Origin of the sequence: Nocardia sp. NPDC050713, from assembly GCF_040654315.1 — a bacterium.
Taxonomy (GTDB): Bacteria; Actinomycetota; Actinomycetes; order Mycobacteriales; family Mycobacteriaceae; genus Nocardia.
This window is the reverse complement of sequence record NZ_JBFAHS010000018.1, coordinates 133,270-153,946: the sequence shown is the minus strand read 5'-3', so window position 1 is coordinate 153,946 and position 20,677 is coordinate 133,270. Positions and strand designations below refer to the sequence as shown.

Here is a 20,677-nt window from a genome sequence, read left to right as displayed (position 1 = left end):
TCCGCCGCAGTGCCTTTCGAGACCTCAGCGGGTGACGAAGATCAGCGCTGCCACCAGGATCCAACCGACGGACGAGATCAGTGCGCCGATCGCGAGATCCCGGCTGTTCCGGTCCTCCTTCGGCATGCGGAACAGCGCGAAGATCGCCAGCGGGATGGCGAGAAAGACCCCGCCGAAGAAGCCGGTGATCCAGGCGGCCATGACTCCCCCCGGCGGCGACCCGCGAGCCAAGGGGTAGTGCCTCGGGCGCGGCCTCCGCGCACCAGCGGATGAAAGGGCGATTCGGGCGGTAGAACCGCGAATTCCGGGTATACGCCGAACAGATGGAAGCGGGAAGGGATGTGACGCCTAATGCGCCGCCGAGCCGTCCGCGTGGGAACGATGCGCGAGAGTTACATGAGAATCGGAAGTGTGATTGTCCTGATCTGGCTGTTGATCGGTGTGGTCGCCGCGGCGCAGCGGGACTACTTCGACAGCGGTCCGGTGAACTGTGCCGGATTCGGCACCATTGCGGTCACCGTGATCGCGGGCCCGCTCAACTACATGGGCGTGAACCCGAAGATCGCGGATTGCAATGTGCCGGAACCGAGTCCGTAATCGGCGCGGTCAGCGCGTCCGGTGACGGAATCGCGGCCCCGGTGGTCCTCGCGTGACCTCCGGGGCCCGACTTCGGTCAGTGCACGAGTTCCGGCACGGCCTGCTCCGGCGAGGATCTCGAGCAGGCGCCGACGCCGCAACCACGGCTACGTAGCGGGCTCGGCCACCTGGAGCACGATCTTGCCGCGTGTGCGTCCCGTCTCGCCGTAGGCGTGCGCCTTCGCGGCCTCGGTGAGCGGCAGCACCCTGTCGATCTCCGCTCGAAGTTCGCCCACCGCGACGAGCTCGGCGATGGCGGCGAGACCCGCCGAATCCGGTTCGACAACCGGCCAGTCGGCACGGACACCCCGCGCGTCCGCATCCGCCGCATCGGGCAGGCCATCCGGTCCGGCCAGCGTCACCAGGCGGCCGCCACGCCGCAGCACCGGAAGCGAGCGGACACCGTAATCCCCGCCGACGCTGTCGAGCACGATATCGACATCACGCAACTCGGCGGCGAAATCGACGGCGGTGTAGTCGATTACCTCGTCCGTGCCGATCGCGCGCAAGAACTCGTGCTTGTCCGCGCGCGCCGTGCCGATGACGTAGGCGCCGTGCGCTTTGGCGATCTGGACCGCGAGATGTCCGACACCGCCCGCCGCGCCGTGGATCAGAACCCGCTGTCCCGCACGCAGTTCAGCGGTGTCGATCAGCGCTTGCCACGCGGTCAGACCGGCAAGCGGCAGGGCCGCCGCCTCGATATGGGAGATGTTGCCCGGCTTGCGTGTGAAGTGACGCGAAGGCGCGACGACGAATTCCGCGTACGCCCCGGCCTGGCGCGGGAAGGCGGGCATGCCGAAAACCTCGTCGCCGGGTGCGAACCGGGTGACGCCGGGCCCGACGGCCTCCACGGTTCCCGAGACGTCCCAGCCGACGATCGGCACTTCGCCCCAGGTGACGAAGGCGCCGCTGGCCCGAGTCTTCCAATCGACCGGGTTGACACCGGCTGCGTGCACTCGCACCAGGATCTCGGTCAGGCCCGGCTCCGGGCGCTCGATCTCGATCGGGGTGAGCACCTCGGGCGCGCCCCATTCGCGGGCGGTGACGGCGAGCATGGTCGGCATTCGCGCGGTCCTTTCTATCTGCTCGTTCGGTGGGCGGAGACCAGATTGCCGTCCGTTTCCTGTCCGCAGTGCTGGCTGGACGGACAATATGTGACAGGATCTGGCCATGACCGCTCGACCGCACCGCGTCGTGGTGCTCGCCCTCGACGGCGTACCGCTGTTCGAATTGGGTATGCCAGCCCGGGTATTCGGCCAGGCATTCGACGCCGAGGGGCACCCGCTGTATCAGGTGATCGTCTGCTCGGTCGACGGTGCGCCGGTCCGCTCCGACGCGGGCATCATGCTGGCCGTCGAGCACGGACCCGACGCGCTCGAGCAGGCTGACACGGTGCTCATACCGCCCCCGTGCGACAGCGATGACTCGCATGTCGGCGGACCGCTTCCGTCGCGCCTCGCTGACGCGTTCGCCCGGATCAGACCGGACGCCAGGCTGGTGTCCATCTGCACCGGCAGCTATGTGCTCGCCGCCGCGGGCGTTCTCGACGGCCGACCGGCCACCACACACTGGATGCGGACCGAGGAGTTCCGCCGCGCCTACCCCCTGGTGCGCCTCGACGAGGACGTGCTCTTCGTGGACAACGGTGATGTGCTCACCTCGGCGGGCGCGGGCGCCGGCATCGATCTATGCCTGCACCTGGTGCGCCGCGATCACGGCACCGCGATCGCGAACCAGGTCGCCCGCCGCTGCGTCGTCCCGCCCTGGCGCGACGGCGGCCAGGCACAGTTCATCGAACGTCCCGTGCCCGAGCCGACGATGACCTCTACCGCCGCCACCCGCGCCTGGCTGCTCGATCGGCTCGGAGAGCAGATCTCGCTGGAGGAGATGGCTGCCCACGCGCGCATGAGTGTGCGCACCTTCACCCGCCGTTTCCGTGACGAAGTGGGCTCGACGCCCGGTCGCTGGCTGCTCGCTCAGCGTCTGGAACGCGCCCGCGACCTGCTGGAGAACAGTGATCTCAGCATCGATCTCGTCGCCCACCGCGCCGGTTTCGGAACCGCCAATTCGCTGCGGCAGCACATGCGTTCGGTTCTCGGCACCTCCCCGAACACCTACCGCCGCACCTTTCGGCGTACGGCCTGACCGATCGCCTCGCCGCGCCGTTTCGTCCTGCGCGCGCAGTCCCGAATCGGCCGCGAACCAAGCCGAGGCAGCCGCGGCCACGACCACCATCGCGACGCCGCCCCACTGCGCCCCGCGCAGACCTTCACCGAGCAACAACATCCCCGCCAACGCGGCGACCGCGGGCTGCAAACTCATCCACACCCCGAACACCGACGCCTCGATCCGCCGTAGCGCGGTCAGTTCGATGGCGTGCGGCACCAGCGACGAGCACACCGCGACGACCGCGACCCCGGCCAGCAGCGCCGGGTTCAGTAGCGCCGAACCACCTTGTGTCACAAGGAAAGGCAGAACGAGCACGCCGCCGAACGCCATGGCGAGCGCGAGTCCGTCGTGGCCCGCGGTGTGTCGGCCGACCACCGCGCCGCAGGCGATGTACGCGCCCCATCCGGCGCCGGCGAGCAGGGCGAAGAGCACGCCGGTCCACGACATCGGCCCGCCGGCATCCATGAGCAGCAGCACACCGGCGCCTGCCATGAGCGCGAGCGCCGCGTCGCGGGGCTTGCGTGATCCGAGCAGGGCGACAGTGAGCGGCCCGAGGAATTCGATGGTGACCGCCACGCCGAGCGGTATCCGCTCGATCGCCGCGTAGAAGCTGAGATTCATTGCGGCGATGGCGATTCCGAGCCCGGCGATGCCGGGAAGCGCGCGCCGGTCGACCCGGAGAGCGGGCCGCCAGAGCAGCAGTGCGATCGCAGCGGCGACGACGATGCGCAGGCAGGCGACCACGTCCGCGCCCGCGAGCGCGAAGAGTTGTTTGGCCACGGCTGCCCCGAGATGAATGGACACCATCGCGCCGAGCACGAGCATCGGCACGGGCACCCGATCGACGGGGCTTCGAGTGGGAAGCGGGAGAAAGGTGCGCGGCGGTTTTTCGACCGAAGTGACGACCACGGGCGGAAAGGTAGGTGTGCGAAGTAAAAGTAAATTGACTGTCCGGTTGCCGCGCAAGCCTTCCCCGGTGGCGAAATGTCGGCCGAATTGTGGTCGAGCGCACTGGGAGTAACCGGTGGGCATAGGGGTATCTCCCCCCTTACGCCACCTGGCGCGATTGTGGAAGGAAGCGATGACTATGCGCGAGCGAGTGACTCACGGGCGGGCTGCGCGCGAATCCGGGATGCGGTGGTTCAGTCTGCTGCTCCTGGTGTGGTTGGCCGTCGGCATGATCGCCGCAGGCCAGCGTCAGTACTTCTCCAGCGGACCGATCAATTGCGCCGGATTCGGCACGATCGCGCTCACCGCGGTCTCCGGCCCCCTGAATTACCTGGGACTCAACCCCAAAATATCGAACTGTGTCATGCCGCGGCCGAGCGAGTGACTCGGTAGCAATCCGGTAGCACCGGACGGTCGGACTATCGCGAGAACGGCTCCACACCCGAACGGGTGCGGAGCCGCTTCGACCGCGCGAGGCGTCAATCGCGAACGGCGACGGATTCTCGCGCCGCGGCCGATTCGGCACGCAGCGCGTGCAGCCGCGCGCCCTCCACGTCGATATCGGGCACGATCCGGTCCAGCCACTTCGGCATCCACCACGCCCACTCGCCCATCAGCACCAGCAGCGAGGGGATCAGCACCATCCGGACCAGGAACGCGTCGAGCAGCACACCGGCCGCCAGCGCGAAACCCATGGACTTGGCGGTCGGATCGGATTCCAGCAGGAACGAACCGAACACCGAGATCATGATGATCGCCGCCGCGGTGACCACGCGCGCGCCGTGGTGGTAGCCGTTGACCATGGCCTCCTTGGGCGACGCTCCGTGCACATACTCCTCGCGCATGCGCGTCACCAGGAAGACCTGGTAGTCCATTGCCAGACCGAACACCAGGCCGATCAGCATGATGGGCAGGAAGCTGACGATCGGGTGCGGATCGTCGATCAGCCCGAGCTTGCCTTCCTGGAAGATCAGCACGGTCGCGCCGAACGTGGCGGCCATCGAGAGCAGGAAGCCGAGCGCGCCGGTCAGCGGCACGAGTATGGAGCGGAACACCAGGATCAGCAGGACGAACGCCGCCCCGGCCACGATCGCCATGTACGGCACGATCTTGCTGAGCAGCACGTGGTCGATGTCGGCGTAGATGGCGGTGGTGCCGGTGATGCCGTACCGGATGCCGTACTCGGCGTTCAGTCCCGCCTCGGCTTCGCGGGCGTCGCGCACCAGGTCCTTGGTGTCCTGGTTGTTCGGGCCCGCCTTCGGCACGCCGTCGAGCAGCGCGCCGTTGCCGTCCTGGCTCGGCGTCGGCTCGGTGACGTAGTCCATGTCGGGGTAGGACATCAGCTTGTCGCGCAGCGCGGTCAGCGCTTCGGCCCGGCGCTCCTGCGGCACGTCGGTGAGGTCGACCGCGACGTTGAGGACACCGTTGCTGCCCTCGCCGAACCCTTCGGTGCGCAGTTCGTAGGCCTTACGCACGGTGGAGGTCTTGGGCATGCTGTCCTCGCCCGGCAGACCGAGGTTCAGACCTGCGGCCGGTGCGGCGAGCAGCCCGAGCACAAGGATGCTGAGCACCAGCGTGACGACCGGGATGCGACCGATCAGCCGGGCCACGCGCATGCCGTTGGTGACGACGGTGTCGTCTTCCGGATCGTGCTGGGCGATGAGCGGCAGCTTCGGCTTGAAGAGGAACCGCCCGAGCGCGCCGAGCAGCGCGGGCATCAGCGTCAGCGCGACGAGCACCGCGAAGGCCGCCGCGACCGCGCCGCCGAGACCCATGAACGTCAGGAATCGAACGCCGACGATGCTCAGGCCGACCAGCGCGATGATCACGGTCAGACCGGCGAACACCACCGCCGAACCCGCCGTGCCCAACGCGGTGCCCGCGGCTTCCTCGGCCGAATCCTGCACGGCCAGTTCGTGTTTGTACCTGGACACGATGAACAGCGCGTAGTCGATGGACAGCGCGATGCCGATCATCGAGGCGAGGAAGGTGGTGAAGCTGGGGATGGACAGCACCGAGGTGCCCAACAGGATCAGCGAGGTCGCCGCGCCGAGGCCGACGATCGCGGTGACGATCGGCACGAAGGCCGCCACGATGGCGCCGAAGGCCACGATCATCACGATCAGCGCGACGCCCATGCCGATCATCTCCGACTTGCCGCTCGGGACCTGTTGCTCGATCGCGATGGTGCCGCTGAGTTCGACGGTCAGCCCGGCGGCGCGGGCGTCGTCGGCGACGTCGTAGGCGGCCGCGCGGTTCTCCGGCGTGATGTCGGCGAATTCCTCGAGGGTGAACGGCACGCTGACAATCGCGACGGTGTCGGGCGCGGTCTTGTTCAGCACGTTCAGCGGGGCGCCGCTACACGTGGAGACGTTCGGTTCCGGCACGAGGCAGCCCATCTGCTGGGCCGCGGCGATCGGGTCGGTCAGCGGCTTGCCGTGGTCGACGATGTCGAGCTGGTCGAGTCGGCTGATCAGCGCCTCGATCGCCTGGTGGTTGGCCGGATCGGTGAGCTTCTGCCCTTCGGGCGCGCCGATCACGTAGGTGCCGGTGACGGCGTCGAACTCGAACGCGGCCGACATGCCGGGGAAGTGTTCGTCGAGGATCTCCGTGGCCCGTTCGGACGGCAGGTTCGGCAGGCTGAAGTCGTCGGTCATCGGTTCCTTCAACTGGGCGCCGAGCGCGCCGAGCAGCAGGAACAGGACGAGCCAGACCGGCAGGACTATCCACTTGCGGCGAAAGGCGAACTTTCCCCACCGGTATAGATACACGGACAACGGGTTCTCCTCGCGGTTGATCGGGTCGAGCCGGTCCGGGAACGAACACGCGGGCTCACCCGCCCGCGCTCGCGAATTACCTCCGCCGCGCCGATGCAGGCGGTCTACCGAGCAAAGAGTCGAACACCCCGAGTCTGCTGCGTACCGGGCACGAGAGCAAGAACCCCCGGAAACACGTCGGCCCCGCACCCAAAGGCATGGGTGCGGGGCCGACGGTCGGCGAATCCGATCAGCTCACGGTGACCGGTTCCTTCTTCAGCTCGACGGACTTCTGCTGCAGATCACGCAGCTTCGTACCCTCGACATCGATATCCGGCACGATCCGGTCGAGCCACTTCGGCATCCACCAGGACCACTTGCCCATGATCACCAGCAGCGCCGGGACCAGCACCATGCGGACGATGAAGGCGTCGAACAGCACGCCCGCCGCCAGCGCGAAACCGAACGACTTCGCGGTCACGTCCGACTCCAGGATGAAGGAGGCGAACACCGAGATCATGATGATCGCGGCGGAGGTCACCACGCGCGCGCCGTGGTGGTAACCGGCCACCACCGCTTCCTTCGGCGACTTGCCGTGCACGTACTCCTCGCGCATGCGGGTCACCAGGAATACCTGGTAGTCCATGGCGAGACCGAACACGAGGCCGATGAGCATGATCGGCATGAAGCTGACGATCGGCTGCGGATCATCGATCAGGCCGAGCTTGCCCTCCTGGAAGATCAGCACGGTCGCGCCGAAGGTCGCGGCCATGGAGAGCAGGAAGCCGAGCGCCGCGGTCAGCGGCACCAGGATCGAGCGGAACACCAGGATCAGCAGGATGAACGCGGCGCCCGCCACGATGGCGAGGTACGGCGCGATCTTGCTGAGCAGCACGTGGTCGACGTCGGCGTAGATGGCAGTGGTGCCGGTGATGCCGTACTCGATGCCGTACTGCGCCTTCAGTTCGGCCTCCGCGTCGCGGGCGTCGCGCACCAGGTCCTTGGTGTCCTGGTTGTTCGGGCCCGACTTCGGCACGCCGTCGAGCAGCGCGCCCGCCTTGTCCTCACCGCTGAACTGCGGCTCGGTGACGTAGTCCATGTTCCCGTAGGACGCGAGCCGCTCGCGCAGGGCGTTGACCGCCTCGTCGCGTCGCTCGGGCGCGACGTTGCTCAGGTCGACCGCGACGTTGAGCACGCCGTTGCTGCCTTCGCCGAAGCCCTCGGTGCGCAGCTCGTAGGCCTTACGCACGGTGGAGGTCTTGGGCATGCTGTCCTCGCCGGGCAGACCCAGGTTCAGACCGGCCGCGGGCGCGGCGAGCGCGCCGAGCGCGACGATGGACAGCACCAGCGCGGCCCACGGGGCCTTGCCGATGAGACGGCCGAAGCGCATGCCGTTGGTGACGATGGCGTCGTCCTCCGGGTCGTGCTTGGCGACCAGCGGCAGCTTCGGCTTGAACAGGAACCGGCCGAACGCGCCGAGCAGCGCGGGCATCAGCGTGGTCGCGGTGATCACGGCGAAGCCCGCCGCGATCGCGCCGCCCAGACCCATGAAGGTCAGGAATTCGACGCCGACGATGCTCAGACCGGCCAGCGCGATGATCACGGTCAGACCGGCGAACACGACAGCGGAACCGGCGGTGCCGAGCGCGGTGCCCGCCGCCTCTTCCGGCGAATCCTGCACCGCCAGTTCGTGCTTGTAGCGCGAGACGATGAACAGCGCGTAGTCGATGGACAACGCGATGCCGATCATCGAGGCGAGGAACGTGGTGAAGCTCGGGACCTCGATGAACGAGGTGCCCAACAGGATAACCGAGGTGGCCGCGCCGAGGCCGACGATCGCGGTGACGATCGGCACGAAGGCCGCGACGATGGCGCCGAAGGCCACGATCATCACGATCAGCGCGACGCCCATGCCGATCAGCTCGGCGGTACCGCTCGGCTGCTCCTGGGTCTGGGCGATGGAACCGCTCACCTCGACCGCGAGGCCGGAGTTCCGCGCGTCGGCGCCCACGTCGTAGGCGGCCTTGCGGTTTTCGTCGGTGACGTCGGTGAACTTCGCGATGCTGAACGGCACGCTCATGAACGCGACGGAGTTCGGGTCGTCCTTGCCGAGCACGTTGAGCGGGGAGCCACTGCACTGCGAGGGATCGGGGTTCTCCAGGCAGCCCATCTTCTCCGCGGCGTCGATCGGGTTCACGATCGGCTTCTCGTGGTCGACGATGTCGAGCTGGTTGAGCTTGGCGATGAACGCCTCGACCGCCGCGCGGTTCGCGGGATCGGTCAGCTTCTGACCCTCGGGCGCGCCGATGACGTAAGTTCCGGTGACGGCGTCGAACTTGAAGGCCTCGGACGCACCGGGGAAGTGCTTGTCGAGAATGTCGTTGGCTCGGGCGGAGGGCAGCTCGGGCATGCTGAAATCGTTGCTCATCGGTTTGCTGAGCTGCGCGCCCAAACCACCGAGGAGCACGAAGAGGACAAGCCAGACCGGAAGCACTATCCATTTCCGGCGGAAAGCGAACTTTCCGAATCTATAGAGGTAAACGGACACGCGGGTACTCCTAGCGGTGACTGGTACGTGCTGGATCGTGGCGCGTAGACAGCACTTTCGCGGGACTCCCTGCTTGTCCCCGCCTCCACTGACGCTTTCTGCCTACCGTGCGGTAGGTAGACTACCGACCGAGTAAGTGGAGGTACAACCTCAATTTTGGTGGCGACGTTAGCGCCGCGCAGCATCGACGAGAGGATCATCCAATGGCCGGACCCGACGCACCCGACAGCGTTATCGCAGGTAGCGGCACTAAGATCGCGATCCGCGACGCCGCTGTGAAGCTATTCGCCGCCAAGGGTTTCGAGCAGACGAGCCTTCGCGAGGTCGCGGATGCGGTAGGAATCACAAAGGCTTCGCTGTACTATCACTACCCCTCGAAGCTGGATCTGCTATTGGCGATCATCGATCCGATCATCGACCATCTGCGTTCGGTCGTCGAAGACATCGACGCGGTTCCGTACAACGCCGAGGGGGTGCGGGCGGTGTTGCGTGCGCACCTGCGCGGGCTCATCCGGCACCGCGACGCGGGGGCGCTGTGCGTGCGCGACGCGGTGGCGATCGTCAACGCGATGGCCGACCGATATCCGGACCTGATGGACAGCAACCGGGTGCTGCGCGATTGGCTGGCCGGTCCGGACCCCACCGACGAGGCGCGGGTTCGTGCCTGCGCGGCGCTCGAGGTTCTCGGGGTGGCGTTGATTTCCAAGGAACTGGTGCCCGGCGCGGACGACTCGCTGCTGGAGAACACGCTCCTGGACTCGGCCACCTGCGTGTTGACCGCCTGCGGCACCGCGTAGATTCGTGCGCGTCGTCGAACACGCCTGGGAGTAGCCGTGCACATCACCGCGAAGGTCGATTACGCGGTGCGAACCCTGCTGGAGATCGCCCGGGCCACGCCCGACGCCAAGATCAAAGCCGACGCGATCGCGTCCGCGCAGCGGATTCCGCCCAAGGTGCTGGAGACCGTGCTCGGTGAGCTGCGCCGCGCCGAGCTGGTCGTCAGCAGGCGCGGACCCGACGGGGGATATTCGCTGGCCAGGCCCGCGGCCGAGATCTCCATCGCCGACGTGATCCGCGCGATCGAGGGCCCGCTCGCCTCGGTGCGCGGGCAGCGGCCCGAGGACGTGAAGTATCCGGGCGCGGCCGAGCCTCTGCAATCGGTGTGGATCGCGCTGCGTGTGAACATCCGCGCGGTGCTGGAGAACGTGACCGTCGCCGACATCGTCGCCGACCGGTTGCCCGAGTTCGTCGACGCGCTCACCGGCGACCCCGGCGCCTGGGAGCGGCGCTGAGCTGCGGTTCCGCCCAGAGAAAATCGCCACGACGGCTGTCACCGATTGCCGGTAGCCTGCCAAGCATCATGTTGATCAGACTGCTCAGAGCTCATCTGTACCCCTACCGCGCGCAATTGGCGGGGGTCGTTGCGCTCCAGTTGGTTTCGGTCATCGCGATGCTCTACCTGCCGAGCCTGAACGCCGATCTGATCGACAACGGCGTCACCAAGGGCGACATCGGCTACATCTGGACGACGGGGCTGTGGATGCTCGCGGTCACGGGCGTGCAGATCGTCGCGTCCGCGTTCTCGGTCTATCTGGGCGCACAGGCCGCCATGGGCGCGGGCCGCGACCTGCGCGGCGCGCTGGTGCACCGGGTCGGCACCTTCTCCGCGCGCGAGGTCGGCATGTTCGGCGCGCCCTCGCTGATCACCCGCAACACCAACGACATTCAGCAGGTGCAGCTGCTCATCGTGATGTCGGCGACCATCCTGGTGATGGCGCCGATCATGTGTGTCGGCGGCATCGTCATGGCGCTGCGCGAAGACCTGAGTCTGTCCTGGCTGCTGCTCATCGCGGTGCCCGCGCTCGGGTTGTCGATGGCGCTCGTCGTGGCCAGGATGGTGCCCGGCTTCCGCGACATGCAGGAGCGCATCGACGCGGTCAACCGGGTGCTGCGCGAGCAGATCACCGGCATCCGGGTGGTGCGCGCGTTCGTCAGGGAGCGGCAGGAGACCTGGCGGTTCGGCATCGCCAACACCGAGCTCACCGAGGCCTCGCTGCGCGTCGGCAGGCTGACGGCGCTGATGTTCCCGCTGGTCATGCTGATCAGCAACGTCACCGCGGTGGCGGTGATCTGGTTCGGCGGGCACCTGATCGACTCCGGCGAGCTGCAGATCGGCTCGCTCACCGCGATGTTGTCCTACATCATGCAGATCCTGATGGCGGTCATGATGGCGTCGTTCCTGGCCATGATGGCGCCGCGCGCCGCGGTCTCGGCCGACCGGATCGGTGAGGTGCTCGCCACCGAGTCCTCGGTGCTGCCGCCGCGGCTGCCGCAGCCGTTCGAAGGCGACCCGGCCTCGGTCGACTTGCAGTTCTGCGAGTTCGCTTTTCCCGGCGCGGAGAAGCCGGTGCTGCGCGCCATCCGTTTCCAAGTGGAGCCAGGGACCACTACGGCCATCGTCGGTTCCACCGGTTCCGGCAAGACGACGCTGCTGAACCTGATACCGCGGCTGATCGACGTCACCGACGGTGCGGTGTACGTGGGCGGCACCGACGTCCGCCACCTCGACCTCGAAGTGCTGCGCGAACAGATCGGCCTGGTGCCGCAGAAGGCGTACCTGTTCTCCGGCACCGTCGCGAGCAACCTGCGCTACGGCAATCCGGACGCCACCGACGAGGAACTCTGGCGCTGCCTCGAGATCGCGCAGGCCGCCGACTTCGTGCGGGAGATGCCGCAGGGTCTGGAGACGCCGGTGGCGCAGGGCGGCACCACGGTCTCCGGCGGCCAGCGCCAGCGCCTCGCCATCGCGCGGGCGCTGGTCCGCAGACCGCGCATCTACCTGTTCGACGACTCGTTCTCCGCCCTCGACGTCGCCACCGACGCCCGGCTGCGCGAGGCGTTGAAGCCGGAGACCGAGAACGCCTCGGTGATCATCGTGGCCCAGCGCATCGCCACCATCCGGGACGCGGACCAGATCATCGTGCTCGAAGACGGCGTGATCGCTGGCATCGGCACCCATGAGCAACTGCTGCGCGACTGTCCCGAATACCAGGAGATCGTGGCGTCTCAGCTGAGTGCGGAGGAGGCGCGATGAGGCCAGGAGCTCCCGCTCCCGGGGCACCGGACGCCAAGGCCAAGTCGTTCGGGCCGTCGCTGAAGCGGCTGCTGCGCAGGCTCGCCCCGGAACGGTTCTACGTCGGGTGCATCATCGGCCTCGCGGTCACCTCGGTGGTGCTCAACACCCTCGGTCCGTATCTGCTCGGCAAGGCGACCAACCTCGTCTTCGACGGCGTGGTCGGCAAGAACCTCGAGGCGATGCGCGGACTGTCCAAGGAGCAGGCCGTCGAGCGGCTGCGGGCGAGCGGCAACGACACCCTGGCCGACATGCTCAGCGCCATGAACGTGGTGCCCGGCGTCGGCGTGGATTTCGGCGCGGTGGGCCGGGTCTTGGTGCTCGTGCTCGCGCTCTACGTCGGCGCCTCGGTGTTCGGCTGGTTGCAGGGCTACCTGCTCAACATCGTCATCAACCGGACGGTGAAGCGGCTGCGCGGCGAGGTCGAGGACAAGATCCACCGGCTCCCGTTGCGCTACTTCGACTCCCAGCCGCGCGGTGACGTGCTGAGCCGCGTCACCAACGACGTCGACAACGTCTCGCAGAGCTTGCAGCAGACCATGAGTCAGCTGATCATGTCGGTGTTCTCGGTGCTCGGCATCCTGATCATGATGTTCTGGATCTCGCCGCTGCTCGCGCTGATCGCGCTGCTCACCGTGCCGGGCGCGATCGTCGTCACCGCGCAGATCGCCAAGCGGTCCAAGCCGCACTTCGTGGACCAGTGGAAGTACACGGGCCTGGTCAACGCGCAGGTCGAGGAGGCGTACACCGGCCACGAGGTGGTCACCGCGTTCGGCCGCGGCCGCGAGGTCGGCAGGGAGTTCGACGAGCGCAACCAGGCGCTTTACGAATCCAGCTTCAAGGCGCAGTTCATCTCGGGCCTGATCATGCCCGCGATCATGTTCCTCGGGAACGTGAATTTCGTGCTGGTGGCGCTGGTCGGCGGTCTGCGGGTGGCCACGGGCCATCTCTCGCTCGGCGAGGTGCAGGCGTTCATCCAGTACTCCAGGCAGTTCAGTCAGCCGCTGACCCAGATCGGCGCGATGGCGAACCTGCTGCAGTCGGGCGTGGCCTCGGCCGAGCGCATCTTCGAGATCCTCGACGCCGAGGAGCAGAGCCCGGATCCGGTCATGGAGAACACCCGGCCGGTGGATCGCGGGCGGGTCGAGTTCGAGGCCGTCTCGTTCCGGTACGAGCCGGAGAAGCCGGTCATCGAGCGGCTCTCGCTGGTCGCCGAGCCCGGACACGTCGTCGCGATAGTCGGGCCGACCGGCGCGGGCAAGACCACGCTGGTGAACCTGCTCATGCGCTTCTACGAGCTGGACGCGGGCACGATCACCATCGACGGCGTCGACATCACCGAGATCACCCGCGATCACCTGCGGTCGCGGATCGGCATGGTCCTGCAGGACACCTGGCTCTTCCGCGGCACCATCCGGGAGAACATCGCCTACGGCAATCCCAATGCGAGCGAGGCGGAAATCCTCGCCGCCGCACGGGCCGCGTACGTCGACCGGTTCGTGCACGCGCTGCCCGACGGCTACGACACGATCATCGACGAGGAGGGTTCGGGCGTCAGCGCGGGTGAGAAGCAGCTGATCACCATCGCCCGCGCCTTCCTGGCCAAGCCGTCGATCCTGATTCTGGACGAGGCGACCAGCTCGGTGGACACCCGCACCGAACTGCTCGTCCAGCACGCCACCGCGGCGCTACGCCGAGACCGCACGAGTTTCGTCATCGCCCACCGGCTTTCCACGATCCGCGACGCCGACCTGATCGTCGTCATGGAGGCGGGCCGGATCGTCGAGCACGGCACGCACGAGCGACTGCTCGACGAGCGCGGCGCCTACTACCGCCTCTACAGCGCCCAGTTCGCGGCGGCCGCGGCGGAGGCTTGACGGACTAGTCGCAGAGTTGGGGGAGGAGGGTGGTGTAGGCCCAGTCCTCCCAGTGCTGCGCGGTCCAGCCTCTGTTGCGGACCAGCAGGAGGAACAGTTCGGTGCTGAGTAGGCCGTAGAGCAGGTCGGCGGCTTCTTCCGGCGAGACATCTCGGCGCGCACCGGGTTTGGTCATCATGACGGTGGCGGTGTGCAGCTGCACGGTGTAGCGCGGGTCCGGTTGGTCCGCGGGCCACATCGCCGCGACTTCCGGGTCGGTGGCCGCGGCCGTCTCGATCACCTTGTGTATGGGCGCGATGCGTTCGAGCACCGGGCGGGTGCCCGCGATGTGCGCGCGCAGATGCTTTTGCGCGGTCGCGGCAGCCATGGCGGTGCGGAACCACTCCCGTTCCATGGTCGCCACCGGTTCGTCGTCGCCCGCGATCGTGACGTCGACCAGTTCTTTCAGCAGCGTGCGCTTGTTGGTGAAGGTGAAGTAGATGGTCTGCACGGCCACGCCCGCCCGCGCGGCGATCTCTTGCAGGTTGGTCGCGCCGTAGCCCTGCTCGACGAACAACTCGCCGGCGGCCGCGAGTATTCGCCGCCTCGTCTCCTGGGCTTTGAGGGCTCGCTTGTTCGTCCCCTTGACGGCGCTCATGACCGAAGTCTATATCTGATTAGAGTTGAACTCTAGTAAGGAATCCCTTCGACCAGCGCCCCGGGCGCGGCGCGGGGCGCACAGGGGCGCCTGAGAGGATGAAGGGCGTGTCAGCACCGGAATCGTTCTCCTTCACCGTCGGCGCCCGGCTGGACGGACGGCACGGTCGCTCGGGTGTCATCCAGACGCCGCACGGTGCGATCGCGACGCCCGCGTTCATCCCCGTCGGCACCAAGGCGACGGTCAAGGCGGTGCTGCCGGAGACGATGAGCGAACTCGGCGCGCAGGCGCTGCTGGCCAACGCCTATCACCTCTACCTGCAACCGGGCGCCGACATCGTGGACGAGGCGGGCGGACTCGGCGCGTTCATGAACTGGCCGGGGCCCACCTTCACCGACAGCGGCGGCTTCCAGGTGATGTCGCTGGGCGTCGGCTTCAAGAAGGTGCTCGCGATGGAAGCCGTCGACGTCCGCAGCGACGATGTAATCGCGGCGGGCAAGGAGCGCCTCGCCACCGTCGACGACGACGGCGTCACCTTCCGTTCGCATCTGGACGGCTCCAAGCACCGGTTCACCCCGGAAATCTCCATGGGCATCCAGCACCAGCTCGGCGCCGACATCATGTTCGCCTTCGACGAGCTCACCACGCTGCTGAACACCCGTGGCTACCAAGAGAAGTCGCTACAGCGCACGCACGAATGGGCGCAGCGCTGCATCGATGAGCACGAGCGGCTGACCGCGGCCCGCACACACCGCCCCTACCAGGCGCTGTTCGCCGTCATCCAGGGCGCGCAATACGAAGACCTGCGCCGCAAGGCATGTCGCGAGCTGGAGGCGATCCGCGGCGCGGGCGGAACGGGTTTCGACGGTTACGGCATCGGCGGCGCCCTGGAGAAGCACAACCTCGGCGCCATCGTCGGCTGGTGCTGTGACGAACTGCCCCCGGACAAGCCGAGGCACATGCTCGGCATCAGCGAGCCGGAGGACATCTTCGTCGCGGTGGAGAACGGCGCGGACACCTTCGACTGCGTGAATCCCTCGCGCGTCGCCCGCAACGCGGCCATCTACGTCGCCGAGGGCCGCTTCAACATCAATACCAGCCGCTTCCGCCGCGATTTCACCCCGATCGACGAGACCTGCGACTGCTACACCTGCGCGCACTACACCCGCGCCTACATCCACCATCTCTTCAAAGCCAAGGAAATGCTGGCCGCCACACTGTGCACGATTCACAACGAGCGCTTCACCGTTCGGCTGGTCGACCGGATCCGCGCCAGCATCGACGACGGCAGCTTCGACGAGTTCAAAGCCGAAACGCTGGGCCGCTGGAAGGGGCGGATTCGCACGCCCTGATCCCCGGTGCGGTCAGCGCACGTGCTGGCACCGGCGTACGGACTGGCTCGGCAGATGCGCCAGCCGCAGCGCACGCGCTAGCCGCGCAGCCGCGCTAGCCCCGGCGCAGGCGCTGCTGGGTCGGCTGCACGCGTTGGCTCCGTCCGCACGACCCCCTCCGGTTGCACACGCTCGCCCCGCCGATGCGCTGGTTTCGGCGCATGCACTGGTCCGGCAGACGCGCTGCCGCGGCGCACGTGCTGGGCTCGGTTGCACGTTGCGGAGCCCGGCGGCACGCGCGCTCGGCTGGCCGCACGCAAGCGTTCGCCCGGCCGCATGCGCTGGCCCCGGCGCATGCACTGGTCCGTCGGGCGCCATCGCGCAGCGTGTTTCGGGCGGACCTCCGCCTGCGCTCCGGCCGTGTGCGGAGTGGGGTGTAGGACCGCGTCCTAAGCGTGCAGCGGGTCGACGGCGCGCGGCGCGTAACCGGGTTCGTGCTTCTTCAGTAGTGCGATCACCCGGTAGGTGAGCGGCATGACCAGCACCTCGACCAGCGTCTTCCACAGGAAGCCGATGATCACGTAATTCACGAACTGCTGCCAGGTTTCGATGCCGATGGCGGCCGCGGCGATCGAGCAGAAAATCAGGGTGTCGGCGAATTCGCCGACCACGGTCGAGCCGATCAGCCTGGCCCACAGGTATTTCTCCTTGGTCCGTTCCTTGATCAGCACCAGCGTCGCGGAATTCAGCAGCTGGCCGACGAAATACCCGGCGAGACCCGCGATCACCAGCCGCGGCACCGGACCGACGATGGATCGCAGCGCCTCCTGGTTCTCGTAGAAACCGGCGGCGGGCAGGCGGAGCACGATCGCGAAGCACAGCACGGTCAGCACAAGGGCGCCGAACCCGTAGTAGATGGCGCGCCGGGTGGCGCGGAAGCCGTACACCTCGCTCAGCACGTCGCCGAGGACGTAGGCCAGGGGAAAGAGGAAGAACGCGCCGTCGGTGACGATCGGCAGGATCTGGAACGGTCCCACCGTGACCGATTCGTCGCGGAAGAATTCGACGCCCTTGGTGGCGCAGATATTCGAAATGATCAGCGTCGCGGTGAACAGCGCGACGATCGGTGTGTAGTACCCCCGCGCGACCTGGGCGAATGCCGCGTGGTCCGGCGCGGGGTACCCAGACCCGTCGTGTTCTTCTGATTTATGCACATCACTCACGGGCATCATCCTCCCAGCAGGGGCCGGGTCGCGTGGGACGGTCCGGTCATGAAGGACAGACCACGTCCGTCTGCGCCCACTACGCTGTACCCATGACGAATCCCGGCGATTCCGACGAGTGGTGGAAGCAGTACGGCGGCCAAGGCGTGTCGCCGGACTCCGGCGCCCAGGGCTCGGTACCGCAGTATCCGAACTCCGAACCGACCGGGTACCCCTCCGCCCCGCAGTACCCGCAGCAGCCGCCGCCCTCGCAGCCGCAATATCCGCAGCAGTCGCAGTACCCGAACTACCAGCAGCCCGCGGGCGGCGCACCGTACCAGTCGGGACCGGCGCCCTATCCGCAGCAGCCGAATTACGGCTATCCCCAGGGCTATCAGCCGTACGGCGCGCCACCGAGCCAGGGCTCCAACGGTTTGGCGATCGCCGCGATGATTGTCTCCATCGCGGGCGTCGCGTCCTGCTGCTTCCTGCTGCCGAGCATCATCGGCCTGGTGCTCGGTGTGGTCGCGCTGAACCAGATGAAGCAGTCCGGCAACTACGAAGGCAAGGGCATGGCCCAAGCCGGCGTGTGGGTCGGGGTCGGCGGCATCGTGCTCGGCATTCTGTACTGGGTGCTCAACATCATCGGTGTGATCGCGGGGGCCTGAGCCGCGAAAACGACTCGCGCCGAAGACGACTCAGGGGCGCTCCCGTTGCCGGGAGCGCCCCTGAGTGTTTGCCGGGGGTGGGTCAGCCCTTGACGACCTGGGTGCCGCCCGCGAACTTGTCGTGCCAGCCCTGCTTGTTCGGGTCCTGCTCGATGGTGACGGCGATGTAGATGCCGAGGCCGAACGAGACCAGCCAGCCAAGGCAGTAGACGACACTGGCCGCGAGGAACACGTTGCGCTTGAGCGAGGTGACCGGGTCGATCTTGGCGCCGCCGGGCCCGACGACCCGGAGGCCGAGGATCTTCTTGCCGAGGGTGGTGCCCTGCGTCACCTCCATACCGACGAAGTACGCGGTGATCAGAGCGAAGTAGACCGCGTACGCGAGAATCTGGGTTCCCAGGTTCGCGGGCAGGAAGAGCAGGAGCATCGTCAGCACGATGGCCGATGGAATACCAGCGATGATGTTGTCGATCAAACGGGCTGCGAAGCGCGGCCACAGCTCACCGGGCTGCGCGCCGCCGAAACCGCCTGCGCCATAGCCCTGCTGCTGCGGGTACTGCTGCTGGCCGTACGGATCCTGGTTGTATTGCGGCTGCTGACCGTACTGCGGCTGCTGCTGCCCGTAGGGGTCCTGACCGTACTGGGGCTGCTGGCCGTACTGCGGCTGCTGCTGGCCGTACTGCTGCTGGCCGTAAGGGTCCTGACCGTACTGCGGCTGCTGCCCGTACTGGGGCTGCTGCCCGTACTGCGGCTGGCCCTGGGGGTACGGCTGGCCGTACCCGCCCTGGGGATTCTGGTTGGGGTCGTACCCACCGCTCGTCATGCTTTTGTCCTCGTGGTGATCGGTTGATCAGTGGTCGATTCGGTACGTTACGGACACCCGCTGGGTTGCAACAACCCGTCGGCGGCCACGATCCAAGGTTCTCGCGGTAACCGCGCCGGATCGAAATGTTCGAGGAGCTGCGACGGGGTGCTCGCGGTGTAGCCGAGCGAGTCGGCGAGCAAGCTCACAACCTGTTCGGGCGTGTTGCCCAGGGCGCGTCGGTCGGCGAGCGTCACCGCGCCGTCGCGTTTGGCCAGCCGTTGACCATTTTCGTTGAGTACCAACGGCACATGCGCGTAGCGCGGAATGGGCAGGTCGAGCAGGCTGGCCAGGTAGGCCTGGCGCGGGGTGGATGGCAGCAGGTCGTCGCCGCGCACCACCTGGTCGATGCCCTGCGCGGCGTCGTCGACCACCACCGCGAGGTTGTAGGCGGGGGTGCCGTCGCCGCGGCGCAGCACCACGTCGTCGACCGGGCCTCGGTAGCGGCCGTGCAGGTCGTCGATTACTTCGAACTCGGCGGCCGCGGCACGCAGGCGCAGCGCGGCGGATCTGCCCTCGGCCCTGCGGCGCGCGCGAGCCTCGGCGCTCAGGGTGCGGCAGATCCCCGGGTAGGCGCCCATCGGCCCGTGCGGTGCGGTCGCGGCCTGCTGAATTTCCCTTCTGGTGCAATAGCACTCGTAGGTCAGACCGGCGGCGGTGAGTCGTTCGATGGCGGCGTCGTAGTGCGGCAGGCGTTCGGATTGGCGCACCACCGGGCCGTCCCAGTCCAGTCCGATGGCCGCGAGATCGGCGAGCTGGCGCTCCGCCGCGCCTGGGCGCACCCGATCGAGATCGTCGATCCGCATCAGGAACCGGCGTCCGCTCGATCGCGCGAACAGCCAGGCGAGCAGTGCCGTGCGCAGATTGCCCAGGTGCAGGTCGCCCGACGGGCTCGGCGCATAGCGGCCCGCGCCTCGGGCGAGTGAGTCGAGCTGGGCGGCGGGCACGACTGCCATGGTAGGCGTCCACACCGACGGCGCTCAGACGCGCAGCCGCGGCTTGAGGTCGTCCTCGGTGATCGCCGCGCCGGAGTCCAACGCGGCGAGCAGCGTTTCGGCGCGCGCGATCAGTCCCGCGCCATCGATGTCATAGGGCAGAGCGCGGTTTCGGAGTTCTGTCGAGTCGTCCGCACCCTGGTCGTGACAATCGTCGTCCGAATTGCCGCTATCGCCTGGTTCGTAGGCCCGCAGTCGGCCGACCGCGCGACCGAGCAGGGTGCGCGCTCCCTTCGGATTACCGCGTTGTATGTGTGTCAGACCGACCGCGTATTGCGCCAGACCCTGCCACAGCATCCTTTCGGCGAACGGCCCGTTCTTCCATGCCGCCTCCAATACCTCGTGTGCGTTGAATGCCAGACCGTCATCCAAGAGTTGCTGGGCGAGGGTAAGAGTTTGCTGGGGCGGCAGATTCAGATCGTCCGGAATTCGCGGCACGCCCTCGCTACCGAGCGGTAGCGGGCGGCCGAACCGGTCTCGTGGGCGGGGGTTGCGGGCGCGACCTGCCTCGTCGCGTGGACGTTCGACCATAAGATCCATGATCCACGCCGTGTCCAGGCGACGCCGCGAGAGGGTGGCCCTCGGTGCCTCGATCGACGGATCACAGACCAATCACGCTGGAACAAATGATTGCCCTCCGCGGCTTTTCGCCGGAAAGCTCAGGGCTGGCAATGTCCCCGCAACTTAATGCCTTCGCAAGCTTGGCAAATGGGATGGTTGAACTGGCAAGAGACCGGCAAATCCTTCGAAGAACCTGCTAGGGTTTAGCCCGCGGGGGCAACCCGCGGGGCGTATTCGTCCCGAACTTCAGTGCGATACCGCGCACCGATACTGTTGCGCGCTACCACCAAGCGCACCACGGTATTCGGCGTTCCCTGCGCCCGGATACCGGTGCTAGTTAGAACAATCTCGGTT

18 protein-coding genes and 1 pseudogene are annotated in these 20,677 nt (G+C 67.4%); 9 read left to right on the top strand and 10 right to left on the bottom strand.

Annotated elements, in window-relative coordinates; translation table 11 throughout:
- Positions 1 to 24: 24 nt before the first annotated feature.
- The gene (locus AB0H49_RS28565) at positions 25 to 201 is read right to left on the bottom strand and encodes a hypothetical protein (RefSeq protein ID WP_357255848.1); all 177 of its coding nucleotides are present in this window, start codon (positions 199 to 201) and stop codon (positions 25 to 27) included.
- Between the two features lie 195 nt (positions 202 to 396).
- Here AB0H49_RS28565 and AB0H49_RS28560 point away from each other — a divergent pair, with 195 nt between their 5' ends.
- Positions 397 to 597, top strand: coding sequence for a hypothetical protein (locus tag AB0H49_RS28560; protein WP_067789709.1), 201 nt, complete (start codon positions 397 to 399; stop codon positions 595 to 597).
- A gap of 146 nt (positions 598 to 743) precedes the next feature.
- Here AB0H49_RS28560 and AB0H49_RS28555 read toward each other — a convergent pair whose 3' ends face one another.
- Complete coding sequence (locus AB0H49_RS28555; protein ID WP_357255846.1) at positions 744 to 1,700, bottom strand: NADP-dependent oxidoreductase; 957 nt, start codon at positions 1,698 to 1,700, stop codon at positions 744 to 746.
- A gap of 106 nt (positions 1,701 to 1,806) precedes the next feature.
- Between AB0H49_RS28555 and AB0H49_RS28550 the strand changes: the two genes are divergently transcribed.
- Complete coding sequence (locus AB0H49_RS28550) at positions 1,807 to 2,781, top strand: helix-turn-helix domain-containing protein (protein WP_357255844.1); 975 nt, start codon at positions 1,807 to 1,809, stop codon at positions 2,779 to 2,781.
- An 81-nt stretch (positions 2,782 to 2,862) separates the two neighbouring features.
- Here AB0H49_RS28550 and AB0H49_RS28545 read toward each other — a convergent pair.
- A pseudogene (locus tag AB0H49_RS28545) lies at positions 2,863 to 3,252 on the bottom strand (EamA family transporter); the annotation flags it as partial.
- Positions 3,253 to 3,892: 640 nt separating this feature from the next.
- Here AB0H49_RS28545 and AB0H49_RS28540 point away from each other — a divergent pair.
- The gene (locus tag AB0H49_RS28540) at positions 3,893 to 4,138 is read left to right on the top strand and encodes a hypothetical protein (RefSeq protein WP_357255842.1); all 246 of its coding nucleotides are present in this window, start codon (positions 3,893 to 3,895) and stop codon (positions 4,136 to 4,138) included.
- 94 nt (positions 4,139 to 4,232) lie between these two features.
- Here the strand turns inward: AB0H49_RS28540 and AB0H49_RS28535 are convergent, their stop codons facing one another.
- Positions 4,233 to 6,530 (bottom strand): MMPL family transporter, encoded by a 2,298-nt coding sequence (locus tag AB0H49_RS28535; protein WP_357255840.1) that lies wholly within the window; start codon positions 6,528 to 6,530, stop codon positions 4,233 to 4,235.
- A 229-nt stretch (positions 6,531 to 6,759) separates the two neighbouring features.
- Complete coding sequence (locus AB0H49_RS28530) at positions 6,760 to 9,057, bottom strand: MMPL family transporter (protein ID WP_354998079.1); 2,298 nt, start codon at positions 9,055 to 9,057, stop codon at positions 6,760 to 6,762.
- Positions 9,058 to 9,260: 203 nt separating this feature from the next.
- On the opposite strand from AB0H49_RS28530, the gene AB0H49_RS28525 reads away from it, so the two are divergent.
- From AB0H49_RS28525 to AB0H49_RS28510, 4 genes are all read left to right on the top strand, one after another.
- Positions 9,261 to 9,854: a TetR/AcrR family transcriptional regulator gene (locus tag AB0H49_RS28525; protein WP_354998078.1), complete on the top strand. Its 594-nt coding sequence runs from the start codon at positions 9,261 to 9,263 to the stop codon at positions 9,852 to 9,854.
- Positions 9,855 to 9,890: 36 nt separating this feature from the next.
- A complete protein-coding gene (locus AB0H49_RS28520) occupies positions 9,891 to 10,349 on the top strand; it encodes an Rrf2 family transcriptional regulator (RefSeq protein WP_357255837.1) in 459 nt (152 codons plus the stop codon).
- Between the two features lie 68 nt (positions 10,350 to 10,417).
- A complete protein-coding gene (locus AB0H49_RS28515; protein ID WP_357255835.1) occupies positions 10,418 to 12,151 on the top strand; it encodes an ABC transporter ATP-binding protein in 1,734 nt (577 codons plus the stop codon).
- Positions 12,148 to 14,067, top strand: coding sequence for an ABC transporter ATP-binding protein (locus tag AB0H49_RS28510; RefSeq protein ID WP_357255833.1), 1,920 nt, complete (start codon positions 12,148 to 12,150; stop codon positions 14,065 to 14,067). Before AB0H49_RS28515 ends, AB0H49_RS28510 begins: the two co-directional genes overlap by 4 nt.
- Positions 14,068 to 14,071: 4 nt before the next feature.
- Here AB0H49_RS28510 and AB0H49_RS28505 read toward each other — a convergent pair whose 3' ends face one another.
- The gene (locus tag AB0H49_RS28505) at positions 14,072 to 14,704 is read right to left on the bottom strand and encodes a helix-turn-helix domain-containing protein (RefSeq protein WP_357255831.1); all 633 of its coding nucleotides are present in this window, start codon (positions 14,702 to 14,704) and stop codon (positions 14,072 to 14,074) included.
- 98 nt (positions 14,705 to 14,802) lie between these two features.
- On the opposite strand from AB0H49_RS28505, the gene tgt reads away from it, so the two are divergent.
- On the top strand, positions 14,803 to 16,056 hold the full coding sequence (gene tgt / locus AB0H49_RS28500; RefSeq protein ID WP_357255829.1) for a tRNA guanosine(34) transglycosylase Tgt: 1,254 nt from the start codon (positions 14,803 to 14,805) through the stop codon (positions 16,054 to 16,056).
- Between the two features lie 428 nt (positions 16,057 to 16,484).
- Here the strand turns inward: tgt and AB0H49_RS28495 are convergent, their stop codons facing one another.
- A complete protein-coding gene (locus AB0H49_RS28495; protein ID WP_354998072.1) occupies positions 16,485 to 17,267 on the bottom strand; it encodes a queuosine precursor transporter in 783 nt (260 codons plus the stop codon).
- 83 nt (positions 17,268 to 17,350) lie between these two features.
- Between AB0H49_RS28495 and AB0H49_RS28490 the strand changes: the two genes are divergently transcribed.
- Positions 17,351 to 17,905, top strand: coding sequence for a DUF4190 domain-containing protein (locus AB0H49_RS28490; protein WP_357255827.1), 555 nt, complete (start codon positions 17,351 to 17,353; stop codon positions 17,903 to 17,905).
- A gap of 82 nt (positions 17,906 to 17,987) precedes the next feature.
- Here AB0H49_RS28490 and AB0H49_RS28485 read toward each other — a convergent pair whose 3' ends face one another.
- From AB0H49_RS28485 to AB0H49_RS28475, 3 genes are read right to left on the bottom strand one after another with little or no spacing between them, the layout of a single operon-like run.
- Positions 17,988 to 18,728 carry an RDD family protein gene (locus AB0H49_RS28485; RefSeq protein ID WP_354998070.1) on the bottom strand — a complete coding sequence of 247 codons (741 nt, stop codon included), beginning with the start codon at positions 18,726 to 18,728 and terminating at the stop codon, positions 17,988 to 17,990.
- 47 nt (positions 18,729 to 18,775) lie between these two features.
- Complete coding sequence (gluQRS, locus tag AB0H49_RS28480; RefSeq protein ID WP_357255825.1) at positions 18,776 to 19,723, bottom strand: tRNA glutamyl-Q(34) synthetase GluQRS; 948 nt, start codon at positions 19,721 to 19,723, stop codon at positions 18,776 to 18,778.
- A 24-nt stretch (positions 19,724 to 19,747) separates the two neighbouring features.
- Positions 19,748 to 20,293 (bottom strand): DUF309 domain-containing protein, encoded by a 546-nt coding sequence (locus AB0H49_RS28475; protein WP_354998068.1) that lies wholly within the window; start codon positions 20,291 to 20,293, stop codon positions 19,748 to 19,750.
- Positions 20,294 to 20,677 lie beyond the last annotated feature (384 nt).